The following is a 22,896-nucleotide window of genomic DNA, read 5'->3' as shown; positions in this document are numbered from 1 at the left end:
GCTTAAAATTAAAACTACTCCCAATACTGCTCGGTTAAGGATTTTCAACTCGGAATTGGGTTTGGGGAAAAGGTTAAAGGGTAAGGGTTAAAGGTTTTTTCTTGCCCTTTTTCCCCTTCCCCTTTTACCCTTAACCGACAAGTATTGAAACTACTCCTACTCCTAAAAAATCCATGCAAATCTTTTTGCCACCTGAAGTAGAAGCCTTGGTACAACGCCAAATTACTAGCGGGAAGTATCAAAACGCCATCGAAGTGATTCTTGCAGGGATAAAACTTCTAGAACAACAAGAAGATATCTATCAAGGACGACTACAAGAGCTGCAACAAGCAGCACAGATTGGGTTAGAAGCATCTCAACGGGGTGAAGTTGTTGAAGGCTCAACTGCAATGGCTCAAATTCGAGCCAATTTGCGTTAGCTTTCGTGCAGCGTCCATATTCTCAACTACGCACATCAAGCGCAGTCAGACGCTTGAGTTCTGCTGTAAAAGTTTCCGTTCCAACCATCCGCGAATTTGCGAGTGCGGTTTGGGCTTGTTGACCTAAAATTAAATCTTCTAATTGAGTAAGTCGGTTCATTAATTGCTCGTAGTTTTCCACCGACATAATTACATAGCTAGGCTGCGACTCTTCTGTGAGTAAAACAGGCTCAACAGCAGCTTGATTTAATACTTCACTATGGATAGTTTGGATTTCTTTAATCGAAAATTGTTGCATCTTAACAACTTAAGCACAATTTCTTAACTCTATTTTACTGTTTTACCCACTAATCACCTAATAAAGACATAATTGATTGTCTTCTTCCTCCTCTGCTTCCTCTGCTCCCCTGCTCCCTCTGCTCACCAAGGCGATTAATTATTTTTGTATTTAGTCGAGTAAAATCGCCAAAGCTTGTTGTGCGTTACTAATATTCACGAAATTTGGTACTCCCAAAAAATAAAATACATAAGCATATAGCGATAAACCAATGTAACCTCAGGCGATCGCAGTTTTCAGGTTGCTCAGTTTTATTTAATGACCATAGGCAACTGATAAACCTGATAATTATCTTGGTTTCCACCTGTCTACTTAGTTATCTTGCCTCTATTTTTGCAAGCCGATGAACAACAAGCTAAAACCAGACTGGGCGGGAGAAGATACACTCTCCAAGTTTGTCAATCTCTTGATCCAAACAAAACCCATCTATCAATTGATGAAGCAGCAAGCCAGGAAAGTACTCATCAAAACTGCTGAGAAAAATGGTGTTCCCTGGCGCAAAAACTACGAGGCGCTCAAATCATCGGGAGTCAAACAGCAAATGGCGGAGGTGACTAACCCCAATGTTGTTTATCCTGACTACTATCAAGTACCTTTCCACGCCTACAATGAAGGTAATCTTTGCTGGGATGCTGCTTTTGAAACAGAACCAGCTACCTACGCAATGGCGTTGCGGGTTTGGCCGAAAGAAAACTTAACATGGGAAGTAGCTCATGCAAGGCTCAGAGGTAGTTTTCACGAAGTTCTCGCCAAATATGGGCCGCAAGAAGTAAGAGATATTCTCGATATAGGTTGCTCAGTGGGTATTTCCACTCAAGCCTTACACCGCTACTACCAACAAAAGCAGAGTCATCCAGTGCGGACAGTGGGGCTGGATTTATCACCTTATATGCTCACCGTCGCCCGCAAACGCGATGTCAATCATGAGATATCCGAGTGGATACACGCCCAAGCTGAAAATACAGGGCTACCAGATAACTCTTTTGATTTAGTCACGCTCCAGTTTGTGACTCATGAACTTCCTGGGTATGCTAGTCAAGCAATTTTCGCAGAAGCTTTGCGACTACTGCGACCTGGTGGTGCGATCGCACTGGTAGATAATAACCCAAAATCCAGCGTCATTCAAAACCTGCCACCAGTTCTATTTACATTAATGAAAAGCACCGAACCCTGGAGCGATGAATACTACACTTTTAATATTGAAGCCACATTGCAGTCAGTCGGCTTTGCTCAACCAATTACCGTAGCCAGCGATCCTCGCCATCGCACCATCGTAGCCAAAAAACCCGCTTAGGGATTCCACATAAAAAAATAACCAATCGCTTTGGTAAGCTATGGGAGCAGAGGAAGCAGAGGAAGCAGAGGAAGAATAATACAATGATGGTCTTCGCTGCCAAAAAGGGGTAATTTAATTTCTGGAAGTTCCCTAACCCTCTGAATTTCCCCAATCCCCAATTACCCCTTATCCCCAGAGGGGGCCCCGAGTTCCCCAATCCCCAATCCCCAATCCCCAGTCCCCAATCCCCAATCCCCAATCCCCAATCCCCAATCCCCAGTCCCCAGTCCCCAGTCCCCAGTCCCCAATCCCCAGTCCCCAATCCCCAATCCCCAAAACTTTTTCCAATTTTGCATAAACTTGCCAACATGGGCTGATGGGTAAATAAGTAAAGACCTCCTAGAGTTGATTTCTCCCCTGCTTACCAGGGGTTTTTTGGTCTATAACGCTGGAAATTCATCATTATTGGATTTGGTATGAGTTTTGCGATGCGATCGCAACATCAATACACAGAAAAAGCGCCCTCCCAATTGGGAGGGCGCTTTCAATTCACAGAGAAGCTATTACTTTTGTCTCAGAAATTAGCCGTTGATAGCAGGAGCAGTTAGTGCAACAGGTGCTTGCTCACCAGCAGCCAAGTCTAAGGGGAAGTTGTGAGCGTTACGCTCGTGCATAACTTCCATACCCAAGTTAGCGCGGTTGATGATATCAGCCCAGGTGTTAACTACACGACCTTGAGAATCAATCACTGATTGGTTGAAGTTGAAACCGTTCAAGTTGAACGCCATTGTGCTTACGCCCAACGCGGTGAACCAGATACCGACTACAGGCCATGCAGCCAAGAAGAAGTGTAGAGATCGGCTGTTGTTGAAGGATGCGTATTGGAAGATTAGACGACCAAAGTAACCGTGTGCAGCTACGATGTTGTAGGTTTCTTCCTCTTGACCGAACTTGTAACCGTAGTTTTGAGATTCGTTCTCGGTGGTTTCACGAACCAAGGAGGAGGTTACCAAAGAACCGTGCATTGCGGAGAACAAGCTACCGCCGAATACACCAGCCACACCTAACATGTGGAAGGGGTGCATGAGGATGTTGTGTTCTGCTTGGAACACGATCATGAAGTTGAAGGTACCAGAGATACCCAAAGGCATACCATCGGAGAATGAACCTTGACCAATGGGGTAGATCAAGAATACTGCTGTTGCTGCTGCTACTGGTGCAGAGAATGCTAGGCAGATCCAAGGACGCATACCCAAGCGGTAAGACAATTCCCACTCACGACCGAGGTAGCAGAATACGCCGATTAAGAAGTGGAAAATTACCAATTGGTAAGGGCCGCCGTTGTACAACCACTCATCTAAGGAAGCTGCTTCCCAGATGGGGTAGAAGTGCAAACCAATAGCGTTGGAAGAAGGAACAACTGCACCAGAGACGATGTTGTTTCCGTAGATTAAGGAACCTGCAACAGGTTCACGGATACCATCGATGTCTACTGGAGGCGCTGCGATGAAGGCGATTACGAAGCAAGCGGTTGCAGCTAGTAGGGTTGGGATCATGAGGACACCGAACCAACCGATGTATAAACGGTTATTGGTGCTGGTAATCCATTCGCAGAAGCGATCCCATACGTTAGCGCTCTTGCGCTGTTGTAAGGTTGCTGTCATTGTTTTATGAATGCGATTAGTGATTTATGAATCAGACGGGTTTGCGTCTGTAACAATACTTTATACTCATTTACAAAAGTTAATCAAGTACTACTAGTTTTGTAAAACTTATATAACTAATTAGTTTTACTTATATTAAAGTTAAAATTATTACTAGTTAACTAATTAGTAATTCAAAGTTTAATACCAATTTGAAAAAAAATGCGACAGATTGTTAGGGGTAAGGCAGGGGACATTGGTGTGAACTTAACGTGAAACCCGCTCTTGTGCAAGGTTTCGCCCTCACCCCCAGCCCTTCTCCCTGTGGGAGAAGGGCGCAAGAGATTTAGTTCCCCTTCTCCTCGGGGAGAAGGGGTTAGGGGATGAGGGCGCAAGGTATTTGTACAACGCCCGCCCTATATCGCTTTTAGCTTAAGTTGACACGTATGGGCAGGGGAGCATCCCAAATGTGTAAAAACATATTTTGTCATTGCACAGCGTAATGTAATGAAGAGAGCAATCCCAGCAGCTAGACTTTGTGATTGCTACCCTTCTTCCAAGAGAGGAGAAGGCTTTACACTCCATTCGCAATGACTAGTTTTAATTTGATGAATTTGCAAAATTGGGATGCTCCTCAAGGCACTGCCATGCCCATACCTGCGTAACTTATTGACCTGAAATAGACTGTGTTTTTCACATTATTTTTGAAATCGGCATCAGTATAAATTTGATTGATAAAAATTGAGAATTTAATTTTGTGAAAAAAGTCATGGTTATATTCATTACTATTGTCATGATTATTTTTTAAATAAATAAGCGTTAATAAGTAATTGAATTTATTATTTGAGTCTAAATCTGTTAGTAATCACAGAGCTTCAACAGGTGTAAATATTCTTGGTAAATAATTTGAAATTATTTATGCGTCTTTTGGAGCTATCTATCTGTCTATAAACGCACAAATAAGCATCAGGTTTGATTTTTGAGACAAGCCTATATACTGGCTCATGAAATATAGAGTATCTGTTGTTTGCTCTAGGGGGATTTAGTAAATAATACCAAGTCAAATAATGTTGGCGACACATCAATATATTCTAGAAGGCGGCACCCTACAATCTGTTAGAGGATGTTTTAAAATTAGTATAAGTATGCAGAGAAGTTTATGGCAGAAATCGAATATAGTCTTATAAGAATTACGTTGCTTTAATTTATTTCCATTTCTAAAGGAGATATATTTATGGAGTATAAATTTAATTTCAAGCTGTTATTAGGTGCAGTGACGATCGCGATTTTAACTGCGGGTTGTCAATTATCATCACCAAGTAACTCGGTGGCTCCAAATAATTCTACTGAAAATACAAGTGATGGGGCTGCAACAAACGTATCTACACCCTTAGAGAGAATAGCTGACCTAAATTTAACTGACGCACAAAAAGCCCAAGCGAAACAGATAGGTGAGCAAACCCAAGCCAAAATACTGGCTGTTTTAACTCCTGAACAGCAAGAAAAATTTAAATCTGCTAGTCAGGGTCAGCAATTCAGAGTACTGCGATCGCTCAATTTATCAGCAGAGCAAAAACAAAAGATTCGCGAAATTCAACGGAATCAAAGACAACAATTTCAAGCGATTCTTACCCCAGAGCAAAAAGCCAAATTGCAACAACATCGCGGTTCTAGGAGGCAAGGCTCATCCAATTGAACTCTAAAACTTTAATTTGATATGTGAGGTGTTATTGGTGGGCATTGATTTGCTCACCTTTTTTTATTTAATTAGACATTAAATATGACTTTTATAATGGGATAAATATGACTTTCTTCCTAAAAAACCAGATATTTAATATTCTAGAATTAAAGCATACAGGAAAACTAAATAAATTTGAATACAGCTAAATTACTTTGAAAACTAAGTTGTTGCTTTGAGATATTTTTAGGAAATTAAATGATTGATACTGTTAATTTCCTGAAAATATTATTCAAGATTATTTAGCAGAACTGTAGAACATCAAATTCAAATCAATTGACAGGAGATTCAATTATGAAACGTATTATTTTGGGTTCACTACTAGCTTTACCATTTGCAATTGCGTCTTTACCTTCGCAAGCTTCTGCGGCACAAATTATTGTGAGACCAACTGTTCGTCACAATAATGTTGTTGTTCGCCCACGTCCAGTTGTTCACCAAAAGTTAATTCCTGGACATTGGGAACAAACAAGATATGGCCGCAAATGGGTTCCGGCTCACTATGTCAGAATTTAATCTTGCTGAAGTGAGAAAAATTTAAAGCAAGTTACCTGTATTTTGCTTTATTCCCATTACTCTGATAACTCATAGTCTAAACAACAATTGCGTGCGTTTAAACTCTCACTTTTATAGTGAGAGTTTTTCTGGTTTTTGCGGTGAAATTGAGGTGTGTGTCGCAACTGATGTTAGTGATAAGCCGTTCCACATTTAATTTGCATATATTGGGCGGGCAAGATGCCCACCCGACAAAAAATATACAGTTTCAGATGATGACACTAGATTTGGTTTAGCTTACTTAAGAGACCTAGGAGCAAACGCTCAACCAACAATTTGACGATGGGTATGCAGTTATTGTGCTATTGGACACTTTTCTGGTAAGTTGTATATCAGTCAATTCTAATACTAATTTTATAAACATCAAGCGATCGCGTACCTGCGCGATGCGTTGTTGTCGCATGTTTTTAGAGGTGATATGTAAAACAAAGAAGTATTTAATAAGACTTACGGCCAGTAGACATGATACTCAAGGTTGATGCGAACTCAAGAGTATTTTGAGCATTATAAAAATAAATTTAAATTGAATTTTTTGAATCTTTTGGGGTAAAGATGGTTAAAAAAGCCGAGTGGAAAACCTTGAGAGAAGAAAGCACAATTCTCGCAGCTAAAAATTTTTTAGTTGAGATGAATAATGGTGCGACAACGGAGAAATTACAGTTTATTGCCAATGCTGCAGGAGATATTACGCTGTTTTGGCATCTAATTGGCAATCCCGAGGAGATTCCTTTAGAAGTGATTGGTGGTGAAATGTAGCTCAAAGCCGACATTTTTCTGTTGAAAGTTCGGCTTGTTCGGTGTTGAGTGCGATCGCCAACTCTAAATTACTCAACACGAACAAGCAAGTTTGGTATTCGGTGTTCAGCATTTGTCCCCAATCCCCAGTCGCCAATCCCTAGTCCCTCAAATCTTAAAATTCTTCCAAACCCAGTTTCAGAAAGCGTTCTATTACTGGATCGACTTCCGATCTAACTTCTATAACTTCTGTACTCGGCTCAAGTTCAATAATCTCACTATGCTGCTCAACACTTTGTTCTATGGGCTGAAAAAGTGGTTGCATGAGCTGTGGCTGTGGTTCATCATGCACAGGAATTGATGAAGCAGCCGGTAATAATAGTAACCTTGGTGTTGGCGGTTTAGATTTGGGCTTGAGTTGCCGAATTTGTACTGTTGCACCCAGTCCCATCATGGCACCAGCAACAGTATACATTGTGTTTTGATTCAAATATTGTGTGCCTAAATATCCCAGCCCAATTGCGGATACTGTAGCGGTGATGCTTCCCAGGATGATTTGCTCTTGTTTCAATGTTTTGCCCCTGATTTTTTGGTAGTTTTTACTTGATTACTCACTGGGTAGATGTAAGGTTAATCACAGCGATCGCTGTTGAAACACTACCTTAATTGCAAATAATCCTAGCAGTCAAGCAGTCTTCAAGGGGTGGGGGGAATGGGGAAGGGGGAAGGGGGAAAGGGGAAAGAGGGGGTTAATTTATAGTTGCAAATATGCGTTCAAAGAAAGTGGTGATTGCTGACCAAGCGGAGGTTGCGGCGGCGGAATCATAGCGATAACCGTCGTCACGCATGAAAGTATGTTCTGCTTCATATAAGAGAACTTGATGCGGGATACCAGCGTTGGTAATTGCTGTGATTAAAGTGTGACGGTCATTTTCTGGAATATGAGGGTCAAGGGTGCCAAATATCATGAGCATTTCGCCTGTGATTTCTGCTACGCGTGAGATTGTATCAGCGACTCCCTGACCTAATTTACCACTAGGAATGCCTGTAGGGTAACAACAAGCTACTGCTTTCATTTCACTTTCAAAGGCGGCGCGAAAGGCTAAGTGACCGCCAATACAAAAGCCGAGAGTGCCGATTTTTGTGGGAGCAACAGCACTGTCAGCTTTCAGAAAATCAATCACAGCACGAGTATCTGCATCATAAGCTGCGATCGCAGTGCGGCGTGCATTGTCATTACCCCGCATTCTCCCTAAATCATCTGGCTCAATCACATGACCAATGACTTCAGTGCGGTGAAAAATTTCTGGTGCTGCAACTACATAGCCAAAACCAGCCAGGTAGTTGACAAGACGAATCATTGCACCGCCTAACTGATAAATATCACTATAAAATACAATCCCTGGATAGGTTCCGCTGGGTTTGGGAGATGCGACATAAACGCGCATTAAACTGTCATCAACTCTTAACTCAACATTGCGTTTAACTATTTGCACTGGTTATCTCCACCATCAAAAATGCCTGGGTCACGCTAATTGTGGCAAACAAATTACCATGATTCTGTATTCAGGAAACCGCAATCACAGCATGGAAAATTAAGGCAATAATAGGGAAAAACTCTGTGATGCTCAAGCTGGTATCTTGATTTGTCATTTTTGCCGTAATTCTCTTAATTTGACAAAATGAGTGTTTCTATTGATACATATACTTTTAGTGCAAGCTTTATAAACTTATGCACATCCAAATCAAATACAAATACAAAAAATGTAAATTTGTGCCTCTTCTAATTCTGTAAAAGAGAATAGAAGGTACAATTAAGTTCACAAAGCCAATGGCTATAGGACTCAATAACCATGAGAATTAAGCAAATTTCCGTCAATGGCTTATTTGGAATTTTTGACCATGTGATTCCATTGAACATGGATGAAAGAATTACAATCATTCATGGGCCAAATGGTTTTGGTAAAACAGCAATATTGAGAATTTTAAATAGTTTTTTAAACTCGCAGTACTCTGACTTGATAGATATCCCTTTTATAAAATTTCAAGTTGAATTTGATGATAGTAGTAGTGTTGAAATTATAAAAAATGTCGATGATGGAGAAGATTATGATAATAATATTGTGTTTACTCTGTGCAAACCTAATTATGAGCAAGTATCTTATCAGGTAAAAACCCAAAAACCTAATAACTATAAACTCTCTAAAATAATTTATTCTGTTGGTTCAATATCGCAAAGAGAACAAGCCTATCCTCAAAAATATTCTGAAGAAATATGGTCTGCTTATAATGAGTTATTGCCTACAAAACTCAAATCAAAGGAAGAGCCTGATTGGCTGGATAATTTGAAGAAAAACATTCATATTCGTCTCATTGAATCACAACGGTTGCTTAACTTAGTTACTAATTCTTATTCCAAAGAAGAGCGTGAAACGCTACCAATATTGTCTACTGTGTCTGTCTACTCTGATGAACTTGCTAAACTAATGCAAGATAAATTTAAAGAATACGGTATAATATCTCAATCTCTTGATAGAACTTTTCCTTTGAGAGTGGTGAAGCACCAGCCATCTGCCGAGTTAACAGATGAACAACTTCGTCATCAACTAAACAAGCTTGAAGCAACACGTTCTCGCCTGATCGAAGTTGGTCTTTTGGATAAAGATGAAGATACAGAATTTCAAATCCAGCCTCAAGATATAGATGAAAGCACTAAAAATGCTTTGTCTGTATATGTTGGAGATGTAGAAAAAAAGCTGAGTGTTTTTGCTGAAATAGCCAACAAAATTGAGTTATTAAGGAAAATTATTAATAATAAGTTTGCTTACTCTTACAAAGAGATAAATTTTAGTAAAGACAAGGGATTTATTATCACAACAAGTTATAACTCTCATGTATCTAATTCAAAATTGCTTTCACCAACAGATTTGTCATCTGGTGAGCAACATGAACTAGTTCTTTTATATGAACTACTATTTAAAGTGCAGCCTAATTCTTTGGTCTTAATTGATGAGCCTGAATTATCTCTTCATGTAGGTTGGCAAATTCAATTTTTAAAGGATTTACAAGAAATCACAAAACTGGCAGATTTAGATATTATGATGGCTACTCATTCACCAGATATCATTCAGGATCGCTGGGATTTGACAGTTGAACTGAAAGGGCCAGAAAAGTGAGAGATTTTCTTTCAGTTGACCGTGATGCCAATAAAATTAGATTACTCAGAAGTACTCATTCAGGAACTTTTTTATTAGTAGAAGGTGGTTCAGATAAAACTTTTTACGAGCGCTTTGTTGATCCATTAGCTTGTAAGCTAATCACCGTTTCGGGAAAGCCATCGAGTAAACTGCGTGTGATTGCTGTGCTGGAAATTTTAGAGAAATCCAGTTTTCTTGGAGTTCTAGCAATTGTGGATGCAGACTTTGATCGTCTTAGTTCTTCGCCACACAGCAGTTCTAATCTACTTCGCACCGATACCCATGATCTGGAAACTATGCTAATTCAGTCACCAGCATTGGACAAAGTAGTTGCTGAGTTTGGTTCGGAAGAGAAAATCAGTCAATTTAAACGAGACATCAGATTAACATTACTCGAAACTGCGATACCGTTGGGTTATTTACTTTGGATATCTCAGTGTGATAGTTTAAACCTTGCTTTTGACGGTATTATATTTAGCAGATTCATTAACGAGCAGACGCTGCAAATTGATGAACTTAAACTAATTCGAGAAGTGAAAAATAAATCACAAGCTTTCTCGTTGAAAGATGAAGAGCTACAACAACGGCTAAGTATAGAGAAGAACAAGAGCTATGATCCTTGGCAAGTTTGCTGTGGACATGACCTGGTAGAACTATTGTCACTCAGTTTACGCAAAACAATTGGCTCAAATAAAGCTGCTGATGTTGAACCAATCAGCCTTGAGCGTAATTTGCGTCTGGCTTATGAAGCAGTATATTTTCGTCAAACAAATCTCTATGTAGAGATTCGGTTATGGGAAAGTAACAATCAGCCATTTAAAGTTTTGCAAAATAATATATAGCGATCGCACTTTATACCGCCTGTTACACAATGTCATTATGAGCGATTGAGCGCATGGACTGACATTGTTAATGTATCGCCCTACATTGTTAATGTATCGGCTGAAAACAATATATGTAGTAGGGTGGCAAGGCTAAAATATTACAATAATTTTTCTTGTGGGGTGGACATCTTGTCCGCCCAGGACGGGCAAGATGCCATAGGTATCAACTTAACGTGAAACCCGCTCTTGTGCAAGGTTTCGCCCTCACCCCCAGCCCCTCTCCCACCAGGAGAGGGGAGCAAGAGATTCAATTCCCCTTCTCCCTGAGGGAGAAGGGGTTAGGGGATGAGGGCGCGAGCTATTTGTACAACGCCCAACACCCGCCCCGGACGGGCAAGATGCCCATCCCACAAGAGTTTTTTTCATGCGCTATTTTAGTCTTGTCGCGCCAGTAGCGTGCGTTACCGACGAAATATTATGCGTGAAAATTCAAGATGATGCCATCTTTTGCACGCATATAAAGTACTGGTGTAGCAAAGTCGCGTTGATTTAATCCGATTTCTTGAGAGATGGCGTTGCGGGTTGTTTGGATAGCAGCGTCTACGGGATAGCCGAGAGCCAGGGTGCGGTAAAATTCATCAGCAAAAATCTTGGCGGTGGTGTCAAAGATAGAATATTGCATCGCAACTACCGCAGGTATTCCCCGTTGTACAAGATTGGGTGCGATTCCGGCAAAGATTTGCTGTTCTGACACCTCTGCGCCTTTACAGGAATTGAGTACAGCTAACCCCAAGCTACGGTAGCCTAAGAAGAAGTTGGAGAAACTCTCTTCATCCATCAATTTAGCTTGCTTATTGTCATCTTCTAGGGCAATGTAGCCTTTGTTGTCTTTAAAAACACCATGCCCGATGAAGTGGAATATATTGTAGGGTTTTTCGCGCAGCTTTTGATTAATGTTGCGGGTGGTAGCTTCTTTGATAATATCTAATTCTATTTGACCTGCTTTGATGTGTGTTTCCAGCGCTGAGTTAATCAGCGTTGCTTCGCCAGTTGCGTCTAATGGAGCTAAGTCGGTAGGAGATGAAATGACGAGTAGCACTTTTAGGGGTAACTTAGCGGTTATGATATCGCGTTTTTGCAGGGGAACATCAATGTAGCGAGAAAGCACTGTTTGGATGTTGTTTCCTAAAAAGATATTGGTTTCTGCGTCATAAAGAAATTCCCAGGGGAGTGCGGCTAATTGCGGAGATTGAAATATTAAGCGCAAACGAACGCTTTCTTGATTTGCTTGTGCCCCTGCCATTGTGGCATGGAAGCGAGCGTTAATTTGGTTGGGAAACAGCGCTTGGTAAAGTTGGTTGCCTAATCTTTTGAGTAATTTATCATTTGTTTTGTTTAACTCAATCAGTTCTAAGGCTAGTTCAATTTCGTTCATGTCTAAGCGGAATTCACTCAAAGCCTCACCTTCTTTTGTTGAAGAGGCGCGAATTTGGTTATTTTTATCAACTAATATTTGAAAATCTTGGTATTTCATCGGCTTTGATTCTGTTTGAGTTGCGGTTTCGATTGAGGGGGAATGAAAAATTTCATGGTTATAAAATTTGTAACGCTCTTGAATCTTTGAAATTACATACTTTGCATCGTCTACCCCAGTTAATCGTAACTTCCACATTTCAGGAAGTATTTCAGAGCTACAGTTTTCTCCTAATGCTTGTGTGGCAGGAATACTCACCCAAAAATCTTGATCGTGCAAAGCCTGAATCAATGCTGTTAACGCTTGGCTATCTTTGATTTCTCCTAATGCTTGTGCGGCACTGCTACGCATCTGATAATCTTGATCGTGCAAAGCCTGAATCAATGGTGCTACCGCCTGGCTATCTTTAATTTTTCCTAATGCTTGCGCGGCAATTCTACGCACAGAAGAATTTTGGTCGTGCAAAGCCTGAATCAATGGTGCTACCGCCTGGCTATCTTTGATTTCTCCTAATGCTTGTGCGGCAATCCTACGCACATCAGAATTTTGGTCGTGCAAAGCTTGAATCAATGGTGCTACCGCCTGGCTATCTTTGATTTCTCCTAATGCTTGTGCGGCAATCCTACGCACATCAGAATTTTGGTCGTGCAAAGCCTGAATCAATGGTGCTACCGCCTGGCTATCTTTGATTTCTCCTAATGCTTGTGCAGCAATCCTACGCACATCAGAATCTTGATCGTGTAAAGCTTGAATCAATGGTGCTACCGCCTGGCTATCTTTGATTTCTCCTAATGCTTGTGCAGCAATCCTACGCACCCAAGAATCTTGATCATTCCAAGCCTGAATCAATGGTGCTACCGCCTGGCTATCTTTGATTTCTTTTAATGCTTGTGCGGCACTGCTACGTACATCAAAATCTCGATCGTGTAAAGCCTGAATTAATGGTGCTACCGCCTGGCTATCTTTGATTTCTCCTAATGCTTGTGCAGCAATCCTACGCACAGAAGAATCTCGATCTTGCAAAGCTTGAATCAACAGTGCTACTGCCTGGCTATCTTTGATTTTCCCTAATGCTTGTGCGGCAATGCTACGCACCCAAGAATCTTGATGATTCAAAGCCTGGATCAATGGTGCTACCGCCTGGCTATCTTTGATTTCTCCTAATGCTTGTGCGGCAATGCTACGCACCCAAGAATCTTGATGATTCAAAGCCTGAATCAATGGTGCTACCGCCTGGCTATCTTTGATTTCTTTTAATGCTTGTGCGGCAATGCTACGCACCCAAGAATCTTGATCGTGCAAAGCTTGAATTAATGCTACTACCGCCTGGCTATTTTTGATTTCTCTCAGGGCTTCTGCCACACGACTACGCACATCAGAGTCTTGATCATGCAAAGCTTGAATCAATGCTGCTACCACCTGGCTATCTTTGATTTTTGCTAATGCTTCTGCCACACGACTACGCACCCAAGAATCTCGATCTTGCAAAGCTTGAATCAATGGTGCTACCGCTTGTCTATCTTTGATTTTTCCTAATGCTTCTGCCGCACGACTACGCACCCAAGAATCTCGATCTTGCAAAGCTTGAATCAATGGTGCTACCGCTTGACTATCTTTGATTTCTCCTAATGCCCATGCGGCAGTTATACGCACATTAGCATCTTGATTTTGTAGTCCATTAGTTACAAATGCAAATCCGTGCCCAGAGCGCGTGCTGCCTAAAAACTCCATTTTGATCGCTTCAGAAACTTCTAACTCTAGAATTAAATCAACAGTTTTCTTCTGAAACTCTGGCTTTACCTCTCCTGCTAACCTTGCTCCTAACTCTAAATCCACCTCTAGAGCTAACTTCACCACGCCTACTGCTTGCGCTTCTTTCTCCACTAAAGCCAACATTAGCGCTAAAGGTTCTGTCCACTTTAAATAATTTAGATAATCCCGCTTCAACTTTTCATTACTAATATGGGGAAGCTTCTGAAGTAGGCATTCCGCAGCGTAGTATTCCTGAAGCAGCTGGTGGCGAAACTCTATTTTTTCATTGCTACTAATTTGAATTAAATGATGCTTGAGTAAATCTTTCAGCAATTCTTTGGCGCGAGTAGGCGGATAATCAACTTTCCCTTCCAGAAACTTTGTCAAAATTTCTTCCGCCTCAAGCCTATCAATGATGACTCGCAATTCTGTTGGCGTTTCTCCTTGCATCATGGTGAAAGCCAATGCTTCCAATGACTGCTTCCACCAGCCGCGCAACTCCTCAACTAATCCAACATCATCTTTAATTTTGCCGACATAAAATTGCGTAAACTGTCGAAACACCAAACCTAAATTCGGCGGTATATTGTTTGTTTGTTGAAATAACTCACACAGCATCCACAGCAGCAAGGGCGTTTCCCCAAAGGAACGCAATCTTTCACCTAAACGCTGTAGCATTTCCTCACCTGTTTCCGGCAAATAGGCGCGGATAAACTGCTGCATCTGTTCTTCGGTTAGGGGTTGCATTTCCAGCTTTTGCTCAATTCCCAAATCGCCACCTACGCCCAAATCTCGCGTAGTAAAAATCATGGGGGTTTTGGGGTGATTTTCCCGAAAAGTTTTTAAATCTCGCCTTGCTTCTTTATTGGGTAACTCGTTTACCCCATCCACAAGCAGCAAAAATTGCCGGTTACGCAACAAGGTTTTGATTTCTACATCTAGATATAATCCATGTCGGTGCAAAAAATTTTGGATCAAATCCATCACTGAAGTTGTGTATTGTCGCAACTCCAACAGCACGGGTATGCACCCCGAATCGCCTAAATATTTTGCTTTCTCTGCTTCTTCCAACAATAGCCGCGCTAACGCCGTTGATTTGCCTGAACCTGGTTTACCTACAAGTAATACATGATTCTCTGCATATTTACGTAACCCTTCCTGCACTGGTAAGCGTTCTGTTTTCTCCTGGGTGTCATCTCGTTTGTCTTGCTTTGGCGACACTGTTGCTACCATCAAGCCCTCAAACGGTGAGTTTTGTCTACGCCCTTCTACATCTGTAATGGTGTACTTTTCCCACCAACATTGGTAAGTGTGGCAGACAGATTGTAGGTATTGTTGAAAATCAGCGTTCATGCAGGAAGTTGACCGAGCAAGGGCTAAAATTGTTGCTTAGGCTGTATGAATAATTAGTATAAGGTCAAATTTTAGTCTGTCCGAAAGCAGCGTAAGGGCATGGCAATGGCAGTTGGTGTCAACTTAACGCGAAACCCGCCTTGTTGCAAGGTTTTTGCCCTCACCCCCAACCCCTCTCCCGGTGGGAGAGGGGAGCAAGAGATTTAATTCCCCTTCTCCTGGGGGAGAAGGGGTTAGGGGATGAGGGCGCGAGGTATTTGTATAACGCCTGCCCTATATAGCTTTTAGCTTAATGTCATAATTAACGCGAAACGGTATTACACCAAAGCTAATGCAGTCTAAAAAATGAGCGATCGCACTTTATACCGCCTGTTGCACAATGTCATTATGAGCGATCGCATCACTTCATGCATTACACAATTAGATCCCCCAAACTTTGACAGCGATAATTAATACATCGGTCAGTAATGCGATTACGTCGCTCAGTAATGTGATTACGTCGGTCGGTAATGCGATTACGTCGCTTAGTAATGTGATTACGTCGGTCGGGAATGCGATTACGTTGGTCAGTAATGTGATTACGTCGGTCAGTAATGCCATTACATGAACTTGCAATCATGATCTCGCTGTTTCTTCGCTGATTTTATGAACAAATTTTATCTTATTGTTAAGTTTTTTAGAGAAATGGGCAGATTAAATATATAGTTCATCAGGTATGTATCTATGCCTCTTCCAGACACTACAAATCGGTTACGTCCTCAACAAATTAGTCAAGATGTTACCTCTTGGCACGGATTGCAAACAGTTAGCACCTACGATACAACTCGTACTGATGCAACTACTGCAAATATCCAGAAAGCTTATAAAGCTATGCTGGCGCAGCAACAAACAGAAACCGAGAATTTAACTATCTATCGGGCTGCGGCTGATGCTGCAAGATTGGCGGAATGGGAATTTCACAATGCCATCTTAGCAATGAAAGAAGTTATACGTGGACAATATGGCTCGGATAGCGATCAAGCACAAGCAGTGGGATTGAAGAAAAAATCAGACCGCAAGCGTCCCAGCCGCAAAAAGCCAGTTGCTACTAGTTAATTAATGAGAGCGATCGCATTTTGAGCAAGGATGCGATCGCCCTTATACATATCAATTGCAAAGGGTGGGGAAAGGGGAAAGGTTAAAGATACCAAACCTTTCTCCATTTCACCCTTCCCCCTTCTCCATATCAATTGCCAAGGGTGGGGAAAGGAGAAAGGTAAAAGGGGAAAGAGAAAATAAGTAACCACGCAAAATTAATTACAGTCATTGCGAGCGCAGCGTAAAGCTTTCGGCATAGCTTCGCTTAACGCGTAGCGTCTCGAAGAGAAGCAATCTCAACCCTTGCGATTGCTTCATTCCGCTCCGCTCCATTCGCAATGACATTGTGTAATTAATTTTGTTTAACTACTTACCAAACCTTTCCCCCTTCCCCCTTCCCCCTTCACCCACTTCCGGAGCAAGTCTAATCAATCCAAGCTTGCAGGTAATCGCGCAGAGATTTGTCCTGAACTTTTGCGACTACTTGTTGAGCTTGATCTGGTAGTTCTAAGGCAACATACTGCTTCACTAAGCGCGTGTATTGGCTACGGCGATCGTTATAATCAGGTTCTGGTGAATTCTCGTAACGATTAATTGTGCGGCTTTCTGGATCAGCGATTTGTTGCGCTACTACAAAGGCGCGATTGAGGTATGCAAGAGCATCTTGACGACGTTGCTGTAAAGCATAAATTCTGGCTAGTTCTAGTAGTGTTGTAGCTTGTCTATCTGGTAGCGATTCTGCTTCCACCACTGGCAATGCAATCTCAATGTTGTTGTTAACATTGATTTCATAGTAGATCGTATTGTAGACATATTCTAATAGCTGAGAAGTTGAATGAGCTTGAGCGATTTTGAAAGCAGCTAGATATTGTTTTTGGCTCATCAAATACTCTACAGTTTGAGCAAATAGACGAGAGCGATTTTCATCATCTTGTACTTGCTGGAGAATTTTGATTGCTTGTTGCAAGAAAGATTGTGTCTGTTCTGTTTCTCCTATACGCAAATAAGCTTGTGCGATCGCAGCTAGTGATAAGGCTTGATGCTCAATCACTGTGAGGGTTTGTGCTTGTGCAATTGCAGGTTGAATTAAGCTGGTGAATTCTGGGATTGTCGGTGCTTTCGCTGCGAGTTCTGCTTGGGTTAATATCTGATATGGTTTGATTAGGGTATTTTTAACTTGTTTAGCTACTGCAATTGCTTGACTCCATTGTTGATTATCGGCATAGGCGAGCGCAATTTCTTTCAACATCAGATTGCGTTCTTCTGTCCACAAATCACGATTGGCTTGTTTAGCTACTTCCAGCGCTTGAGCGAGATTTTGCGATCGCAGAAGTCCTTGAATTAGTTGTTGATACAAACCAGATTGATAGACAAAGTTGCTGGGGTTCTTCAGCTTCTTGAATAGCGCGATCGCTAAATTATATTCTTGTGCATTGATAGCAGCATTTAATAGTATGCCTTCCCCATCATTTAAACGCTGAATTTGTGCTAAAACCTGTTTTAACTGCTGGGGTTGTTTGGCTTTGGCGTAAACAATAGCAAGTGCAGCTAATACTGAAGCCTTTAGCCCATCATGAGTTAGTCGTTGAATTGCATTCAGCAGAATGGTTAGCTGACCTGATGTGTTGTAAATTTGAATCAGGGTTGCTTGATGGCTTTCAGCAGCCTCTTGTTTGGCTACCTGCTTCAGTGCTTTAGCAAACAGGCGATTACCCAGCCGGGGTTGATTATGAGTTGCCCAATAAACTGCTATTTCTCCTAAGCAAAAAGCTTGAAATTCTAATGTTTGAATTTTAGGGATGACAGCCTGGGCTAAATGCAAATCTTTTCGTTTAATTGCATCGCGTACCACTTCTATAATAATTGACTCAGGAGAATAGTCCTTGGCAACTTTTTCGGCTAATGCTATGGCGCGTTTTGGTTCACCCATTTGAAGATATAGCATGGCAATTGAACTCAGGGAATTACTGCGGCTAAAGGGTTCTTCAGCCGAAATTTGTTCCACAGAGGTTAAAGCTTGAGTGAGTAATTCTTGGGCTTCGGCTTTTTGTTGGGATGCTAGCCAAATTGATACTAATTGAATTAATTGTTCGGTGCGAGTTGTGGGATCGGGAATTTGTAGCGCTGCTGTAGTGGCTTTTTGCATGGCGATCGCTACTAGCTCACTGCGTCCCAAATTTTGATAAACTTTTGCCAGTTGCTTTAAATCTTGAACAATTACTCTAGGATCTTCATGAAAATTCAGTACAGATTGCTGAACTTTTTCTAGCCACTCAATCCACTTATCCTGCTCTTGGGGCGTTAATTTACCTAAAGGTTGAAGTATATAAACAATATCTGCATAACCCAAGAGATAAGAAAGCCAATATGAGCGTTGTTCGCTGTTGCTGAGGAGTGTAATATGATTAAGAATTTGATGATATTTTTTCAGTGCTTGGTCATAAATCTGGGTACGCACTAAATAACTGGCTTGCAGGATAGCTTCATTAATTTTCTCAGTAAGAACTCTTTGGTAAACTTCTGGGGAAATTTGAATATTAGATGTCATATTGCTTTGCTCCAAATTCAAAATTAATCCTGATATAGGAATCAGATTTGATTATTGAAAAAAATTCAGTAAACCTTAAATTGTAGGATGCGTTAGCAGAGAGTACGGCATCGACAAAGATGGTGCGTTACGGCTAAATTTCATTGTCTCTAAGCCCGAAATCCTTGCACAGCCGTAACACAATGCCACTTGCTACAACGCGGGGAACCCGCGCAACGCAGTGCATTGGTGTCAACTTAAGCTAAAAGCTATATAGGGTGGGCGTTGTACAAATACCTCGCGCCCTCATCCCCTAACCCCTTCTCCCGCAGGAGAAGGGGAACTAAATCTCTGGCTCCCTTCTCCCTGTGGGAGAGGGGCTGGGGGTGAGGGCGAAACCTTGCACAAGAGCGGGTTTCACGTTAAGTTGACACAGGTGAACGCAGTGGCTCCCCTACTTAATATTTACTCAATGGGATTGTTACTCAGCACTCAGCACTTAACAATCAATCCAAGCTTGCAAGTAATCTCGCAAAGATGCTTCCTGAACTTTTGCTACTACTTGTTGAGCTTTATCGAGTTGTTCTAAAGCAACATATTGCCTTACCAAGCGGGTGTATTGACTACGGCGATCGCTTTCATCATTTACCTCTATATATTCGTTAATTTGGATAACGCGACTTTCTGGATCGGCAATTTTTTGAGCTACTGCAAAAGCGCGATCGAGTAATGTAATTGCATCTTCATTGCGCCCCAGTTGCATATAAATTTTCGCGATCGCTAATAATTTTGTGGCTTGGATCTCGGGTACTGTTTCTAATTCCACTACTTGCAACGCCACATCAAAAGCGTAGGATGGAAGCGCCTGCTGGAAAATATTATGGTAAGCTAACCCTTGCCCATAAGAAACAGGATGAGCTTGCGCTATCGTTAAAGCAGCAGTGTATTGTCTTTGTTGAATTAGATAATTGACCATTTGGTCGAACAAACGACCCCGCATTTCATTATCTTCTACCTGCTGCGCTGTTTGAATCGCTTGTTCTAAGAAAGATTGTGTTTGTTCTGCATATCCTGCACGTAGATAAGCTTGAGCGATCGCAGCCAGCGCCCAGGCTTTTAGTTCAAGCTGTTTTAAGGCTTGTGTTTGTGCAATTACTTTTTGAATCAAGCTTGTGAATTGTTGCGGTGTCGTTGCTGTCGCTGCTAATTCTGCTCCTGTTAATACCTGATAGGGAGTAAAAGCGGAATTTTCAATTTCTGTCAGCACATCAATAGCTCGATTCCATTGTTGAGCATTAGCATAAGCGATGGCAATTTCTTGCAGACTAGAATTGCGTTGTTCTGGCCAAAACTTACCAGGAATCTGCTTTGCTAATTGTAGTGCTTTATCTATATCTGGCAATGCTAATTGTGCTGAGACAACTTGCCGATACCAATAAGGCTTTGAGTCAAAGTTGGCGTTATTCTTCACCGCATTTAAAATTGCGATCGCCAAATTATACTGTCTTGCATCTACAGCAAATTGCAATATATTGTTGACGTAACCAACATTATTAACAGCGGCTGCCGATTGAATCAAATCGGTGAGTTGGGCAAGAATTTTTTGTACCTGCTGCGGTTGTTTAGCTTTTGCATAAGCCACAGCAACTGCACCCAAAGCCAGCGCCTTCGATTCATCCTGAGTCAGTCTTTGAGCCGCATTCAAGCTAATAGTTAATTGCCCTGATGTCCTGTAAATTTGAATTAGTCTTGATTGGATATTTTGGGCATATTCTTCTTTAGCTACTCGTTTTAAAGCTTGGGCAAACAGACGATTACCCAATCGAGGTTGATTGTTAGTTGCCCAATAAACTGCCATATCTACTAAGGCGAGTGCTTGGCTTTCAGCTTCTTGAATTTTTGCTGTAACAGCTTGAGCTAAATGTAAATCTCTTCGTTTAATAGCATCCCGTACAACTTCTTGGCGAATGTAATTAGGATAAAATTCATTAATAATTTTGTCAGCTAATGACAAAGCGCGTCTGGCTTCACCCAATTGAATATATAGTGTAGCAATCGAGTATAAATGATCCCCTTGAGCGTAGGGATTATCACTCGGCATTTGTTCCACAGTCGCCAAAGCTTGAGATAATGCTTGTTGAGCTTGGGCTTGTTGTTGGAATTGCAGGCAAAATCTGGCTATTTGAATAAATTCAGTAGCGCGAAAGCCAGGATCGGAGATTTGCAGCGCTGCTGTGGTGGCTTGTTGCATAGCGATCGCCACCTGTTCGTTTCTCCCTAGAATGTAATAAGCTTCCGCCAATTGGTATAACTGTTGAGAAATGGCGGAACTACCAGTTTCAGCTAAACTCAGCAAATATTCCTGTACTTTCCCCAGCCACTCAACCCACTTATCTTGTTCTGCACGTGGGAGTTGAGTTAAGGGTTGAAAAATAGTCTGTTCATCTGCAATCAGACTGACAATTACATACTCCCGTTGTTCGTGGCTGGAGAGAAGTGGAATCTGACTGAGTATTTGATTGTATATATTCAGCGCTTGCTCATACTGCTGAACCTTGATTAATTGCTGTGCATCATTACTAGCATCATTAATTTTCTCGTAAATAACTGTCTGGCAAAGTTCTGAGCCAATTTGCACCGTAGATGTCATAGTTTGAGGTATTTGGTTTACTGCTTCAGGACTTACTACAACAAGCTCATCCACTTTTCCTCAAAAGTTCATCTGTGCAAATTATTAGATTTCTCGATGGGAATGATTAAGGGGAAGGGGGAAGGGGTAATGGGGAAGGGGTAATGAGTAATGAGTAATGGGTAATGAGTAATGGGGAAATTCACGGTAGGATGCGTTAGCGGTAGCGTAACGCATCCGCGAGGGGATTGGGGTTGGTGAAAAATTGTGCGATCGCATCTGCGAAACCTGCAAATGAGCTATAGTCTTGTGACAATATGGCAACTTCTAAACCTAATTTTTTCGCATTAGCAGCAGTATAAGGGCCAAAACAAGCAATTACAGAATGCTGATAATCAAATTTTGAGTTGACCATTGTTAAAAAGCTTTCTATTTCTACCGTACTGCTAAAAGCAATTACATCGATCATTCCTTGACGCAGTAAGTCTAATTCCACAGCATAAATATTTTTATCTAAACCAGCAGTTTGATAACTAGGTACACGAGTTACTTGCATACCTAACTTTTGCAACCCTGCAATAAAATTAGGCACAACATCCGGTTCTGGCATTCCCACTACTTCTGGAACTGGTGCTAGAATTTTTTTCTGGTGAATATCAGCAATTTTCGCTAATTCATTAACAATTCCTACTGGGCTAGATTCTGCCGGAATTACATCAACTCTGCGACAAAGAGATAATAATAATTCTGCATCTTTACCAATCGCACAAAGTTTGCAATTTTGCAACGCTGATAGAGAAATATTCAAAACATTCAAGCGTTGAAAAAATGCATTAATTCCATTTCTACTGGTAAATGCAATCCAATCAAATTCATCTATCCGCCTCAAAACAGCATCTAACTCAACATAATCTGTGAGTGAAGTAGTTTCGATAGTTGGCATCAAAAAAGGTAATCCACCTTTTTTGATGATTACCTCCGACAACCTAAAAGCATAACTTCTCGGCGCTGTCACCAGTATTCTTTTGCCATATAAAGGCAATTTTTTGTCATTTGTCATTTGTTATTTGTTATTTGTCATTTGTCATTTGTCATTTGTTATTGGTCATTTGTCATTTGTTATTTGTCATTTGTTATTGGTCATTTGTCATTTGTCATTTGTTATTTGTCATTTGTTATTTGTCATTTGTTATTTGTCATTTGTTATTGGTCATTTGTCATTTGTCATTTGTTATTGGTCATTTGTCATTTGTCATTTGTTATTGGTAATTGGTAATGGAAATTTCTCCCCTGCTTCCCCTGCTTCCTCATCTCCTTCATCCCCCATTACCCCTTCCCCCTTCCCCATTCCCCCAGTCCC

At 41.3% G+C, this 22,896-nt stretch carries 19 protein-coding genes; 8 read left to right on the top strand and 11 right to left on the bottom strand.

Features of this window, described 5'->3' with window-relative positions:
* Positions 1-173 precede the first annotated feature (173 nt).
* Positions 174-419, top strand: a complete 246-nt coding sequence (locus HG267_RS18030) for a type II toxin-antitoxin system ParD family antitoxin (protein ID WP_045867855.1) — start codon at positions 174-176, stop codon at positions 417-419.
* Positions 420-441: 22 nt separating this feature from the next.
* On the opposite strand, the gene HG267_RS18025 is transcribed toward HG267_RS18030, so the two are convergent.
* Complete coding sequence (locus HG267_RS18025; protein ID WP_045867856.1) at positions 442-717, bottom strand: type II toxin-antitoxin system prevent-host-death family antitoxin; 276 nt, start codon at positions 715-717, stop codon at positions 442-444.
* A 382-nt stretch (positions 718-1,099) separates the two neighbouring features.
* Here HG267_RS18025 and HG267_RS18020 point away from each other — a divergent pair, with 382 nt between their 5' ends.
* Positions 1,100-2,050 (top strand): class I SAM-dependent methyltransferase, encoded by a 951-nt coding sequence (locus HG267_RS18020; RefSeq protein WP_045867857.1) that lies wholly within the window; start codon positions 1,100-1,102, stop codon positions 2,048-2,050.
* Between the two features lie 168 nt (positions 2,051-2,218).
* On the opposite strand, the gene HG267_RS18015 is transcribed toward HG267_RS18020, so the two are convergent.
* Together HG267_RS18015 and psbA are read right to left on the bottom strand one after the other, a co-directional pair.
* The gene (locus HG267_RS18015; RefSeq protein WP_155538944.1) at positions 2,219-2,368 is read right to left on the bottom strand and encodes a hypothetical protein; all 150 of its coding nucleotides are present in this window, start codon (positions 2,366-2,368) and stop codon (positions 2,219-2,221) included.
* A gap of 245 nt (positions 2,369-2,613) precedes the next feature.
* Positions 2,614-3,696, bottom strand: a complete 1,083-nt coding sequence (gene psbA, locus HG267_RS18010) for a photosystem II q(b) protein (protein ID WP_194007948.1) — start codon at positions 3,694-3,696, stop codon at positions 2,614-2,616.
* Between the two features lie 1,213 nt (positions 3,697-4,909).
* Here psbA and HG267_RS18005 point away from each other — a divergent pair.
* The 3 genes from HG267_RS18005 (at position 4,910) to HG267_RS17995 (ending at position 6,724) form a co-directional block, all read left to right on the top strand.
* Positions 4,910-5,371, top strand: coding sequence for a Spy/CpxP family protein refolding chaperone (locus tag HG267_RS18005; RefSeq protein ID WP_052335114.1), 462 nt, complete (start codon positions 4,910-4,912; stop codon positions 5,369-5,371).
* A gap of 336 nt (positions 5,372-5,707) precedes the next feature.
* The gene (locus tag HG267_RS18000) at positions 5,708-5,929 is read left to right on the top strand and encodes a hypothetical protein (protein WP_045868990.1); all 222 of its coding nucleotides are present in this window, start codon (positions 5,708-5,710) and stop codon (positions 5,927-5,929) included.
* Between the two features lie 591 nt (positions 5,930-6,520).
* On the top strand, positions 6,521-6,724 hold the full coding sequence (locus HG267_RS17995) for a hypothetical protein (protein WP_045868991.1): 204 nt from the start codon (positions 6,521-6,523) through the stop codon (positions 6,722-6,724).
* A 1-nt stretch (position 6,725) separates the two neighbouring features.
* Here HG267_RS17995 and HG267_RS17990 read toward each other — a convergent pair whose 3' ends face one another.
* The 3 genes from HG267_RS17990 to HG267_RS17980 all read right to left on the bottom strand — a co-directional run bounded on the left by HG267_RS17990 (position 6,726) and on the right by HG267_RS17980 (position 8,199).
* Positions 6,726-6,860 (bottom strand): hypothetical protein, encoded by a 135-nt coding sequence (locus tag HG267_RS17990; RefSeq protein WP_255325169.1) that lies wholly within the window; start codon positions 6,858-6,860, stop codon positions 6,726-6,728.
* Positions 6,861-6,878: 18 nt separating this feature from the next.
* Positions 6,879-7,274, bottom strand: coding sequence for a hypothetical protein (locus tag HG267_RS17985; protein ID WP_045868992.1), 396 nt, complete (start codon positions 7,272-7,274; stop codon positions 6,879-6,881).
* A 178-nt stretch (positions 7,275-7,452) separates the two neighbouring features.
* Positions 7,453-8,199 carry a dienelactone hydrolase family protein gene (locus HG267_RS17980; RefSeq protein ID WP_045868993.1) on the bottom strand — a complete coding sequence of 249 codons (747 nt, stop codon included), beginning with the start codon at positions 8,197-8,199 and terminating at the stop codon, positions 7,453-7,455.
* A 357-nt stretch (positions 8,200-8,556) separates the two neighbouring features.
* On the opposite strand from HG267_RS17980, the gene HG267_RS17975 reads away from it, so the two are divergent.
* Both HG267_RS17975 and HG267_RS17970 read left to right on the top strand, forming a co-directional pair.
* A complete protein-coding gene (locus HG267_RS17975; RefSeq protein ID WP_045868994.1) occupies positions 8,557-9,879 on the top strand; it encodes an AAA family ATPase in 1,323 nt (440 codons plus the stop codon).
* A complete protein-coding gene (locus HG267_RS17970; protein WP_045868995.1) occupies positions 9,876-10,742 on the top strand; it encodes a DUF4435 domain-containing protein in 867 nt (288 codons plus the stop codon). Before HG267_RS17975 ends, HG267_RS17970 begins: the two co-directional genes overlap by 4 nt.
* 457 nt (positions 10,743-11,199) lie before the next feature.
* On the opposite strand, the gene HG267_RS17965 is transcribed toward HG267_RS17970, so the two are convergent.
* Positions 11,200-15,303 carry a HEAT repeat domain-containing protein gene (locus HG267_RS17965; RefSeq protein ID WP_052335115.1) on the bottom strand — a complete coding sequence of 1,368 codons (4,104 nt, stop codon included), beginning with the start codon at positions 15,301-15,303 and terminating at the stop codon, positions 11,200-11,202.
* 412 nt (positions 15,304-15,715) lie between these two features.
* Positions 15,716-15,922 carry a hypothetical protein gene (locus tag HG267_RS17960; RefSeq protein ID WP_155539073.1) on the bottom strand — a complete coding sequence of 69 codons (207 nt, stop codon included), beginning with the start codon at positions 15,920-15,922 and terminating at the stop codon, positions 15,716-15,718.
* Positions 15,923-16,026: 104 nt separating this feature from the next.
* On the opposite strand from HG267_RS17960, the gene HG267_RS17955 reads away from it, so the two are divergent.
* The gene (locus tag HG267_RS17955) at positions 16,027-16,398 is read left to right on the top strand and encodes a hypothetical protein (RefSeq protein ID WP_045868998.1); all 372 of its coding nucleotides are present in this window, start codon (positions 16,027-16,029) and stop codon (positions 16,396-16,398) included.
* A gap of 406 nt (positions 16,399-16,804) precedes the next feature.
* On the opposite strand, the gene HG267_RS17950 is transcribed toward HG267_RS17955, so the two are convergent.
* From HG267_RS17950 to HG267_RS17940, 3 genes are all read right to left on the bottom strand, one after another.
* Positions 16,805-18,928, bottom strand: coding sequence for a tetratricopeptide repeat protein (locus HG267_RS17950; RefSeq protein WP_045868999.1), 2,124 nt, complete (start codon positions 18,926-18,928; stop codon positions 16,805-16,807).
* 478 nt (positions 18,929-19,406) lie between these two features.
* Complete coding sequence (locus HG267_RS17945; RefSeq protein ID WP_045869404.1) at positions 19,407-21,611, bottom strand: hypothetical protein; 2,205 nt, start codon at positions 21,609-21,611, stop codon at positions 19,407-19,409.
* Between the two features lie 142 nt (positions 21,612-21,753).
* Positions 21,754-22,596, bottom strand: coding sequence for a uroporphyrinogen-III synthase (locus tag HG267_RS17940; protein WP_045869405.1), 843 nt, complete (start codon positions 22,594-22,596; stop codon positions 21,754-21,756).
* Positions 22,597-22,896: the final 300 nt, after the last annotated feature.

Origin of the sequence: Tolypothrix sp. PCC 7601, assembly GCF_025677855.1 — a bacterium.
Lineage (GTDB): Bacteria > Cyanobacteriota > Cyanobacteriia > Cyanobacteriales > Nostocaceae > Aulosira > Aulosira diplosiphon.
This window is presented reverse-complemented; position numbering and strand designations above follow the sequence as displayed.

Coding starts and splice junctions, on each gene's coding strand:
- HG267_RS18030 (WP_045867855.1), top strand. CDS start 174: ATGCAAATCTTTTTGCCACCTGAAGTAGAAGCCTTGGTACAACGCCAA.
- HG267_RS18025 (WP_045867856.1), bottom strand. CDS start 717: ATGCAACAATTTTCGATTAAAGAAATCCAAACTATCCATAGTGAAGTA.
- HG267_RS18020 (WP_045867857.1), top strand. CDS start 1,100: ATGAACAACAAGCTAAAACCAGACTGGGCGGGAGAAGATACACTCTCC.
- psbA (WP_194007948.1), bottom strand. CDS start 3,696: ATGACAGCAACCTTACAACAGCGCAAGAGCGCTAACGTATGGGATCGC.
- HG267_RS18005 (WP_052335114.1), top strand. CDS start 4,910: ATGGAGTATAAATTTAATTTCAAGCTGTTATTAGGTGCAGTGACGATC.
- HG267_RS18000 (WP_045868990.1), top strand. CDS start 5,708: ATGAAACGTATTATTTTGGGTTCACTACTAGCTTTACCATTTGCAATT.
- HG267_RS17995 (WP_045868991.1), top strand. CDS start 6,521: ATGGTTAAAAAAGCCGAGTGGAAAACCTTGAGAGAAGAAAGCACAATT.
- HG267_RS17975 (WP_045868994.1), top strand. CDS start 8,557: ATGAGAATTAAGCAAATTTCCGTCAATGGCTTATTTGGAATTTTTGAC.
- HG267_RS17965 (WP_052335115.1), bottom strand. CDS start 15,303: ATGAACGCTGATTTTCAACAATACCTACAATCTGTCTGCCACACTTAC.
- HG267_RS17960 (WP_155539073.1), bottom strand. CDS start 15,922: ATGATTGCAAGTTCATGTAATGGCATTACTGACCGACGTAATCACATT.
- HG267_RS17955 (WP_045868998.1), top strand. CDS start 16,027: ATGCCTCTTCCAGACACTACAAATCGGTTACGTCCTCAACAAATTAGT.
- HG267_RS17950 (WP_045868999.1), bottom strand. CDS start 18,928: ATGACATCTAATATTCAAATTTCCCCAGAAGTTTACCAAAGAGTTCTT.
- HG267_RS17940 (WP_045869405.1), bottom strand. CDS start 22,596: ATGACAAATGACAAAAAATTGCCTTTATATGGCAAAAGAATACTGGTG.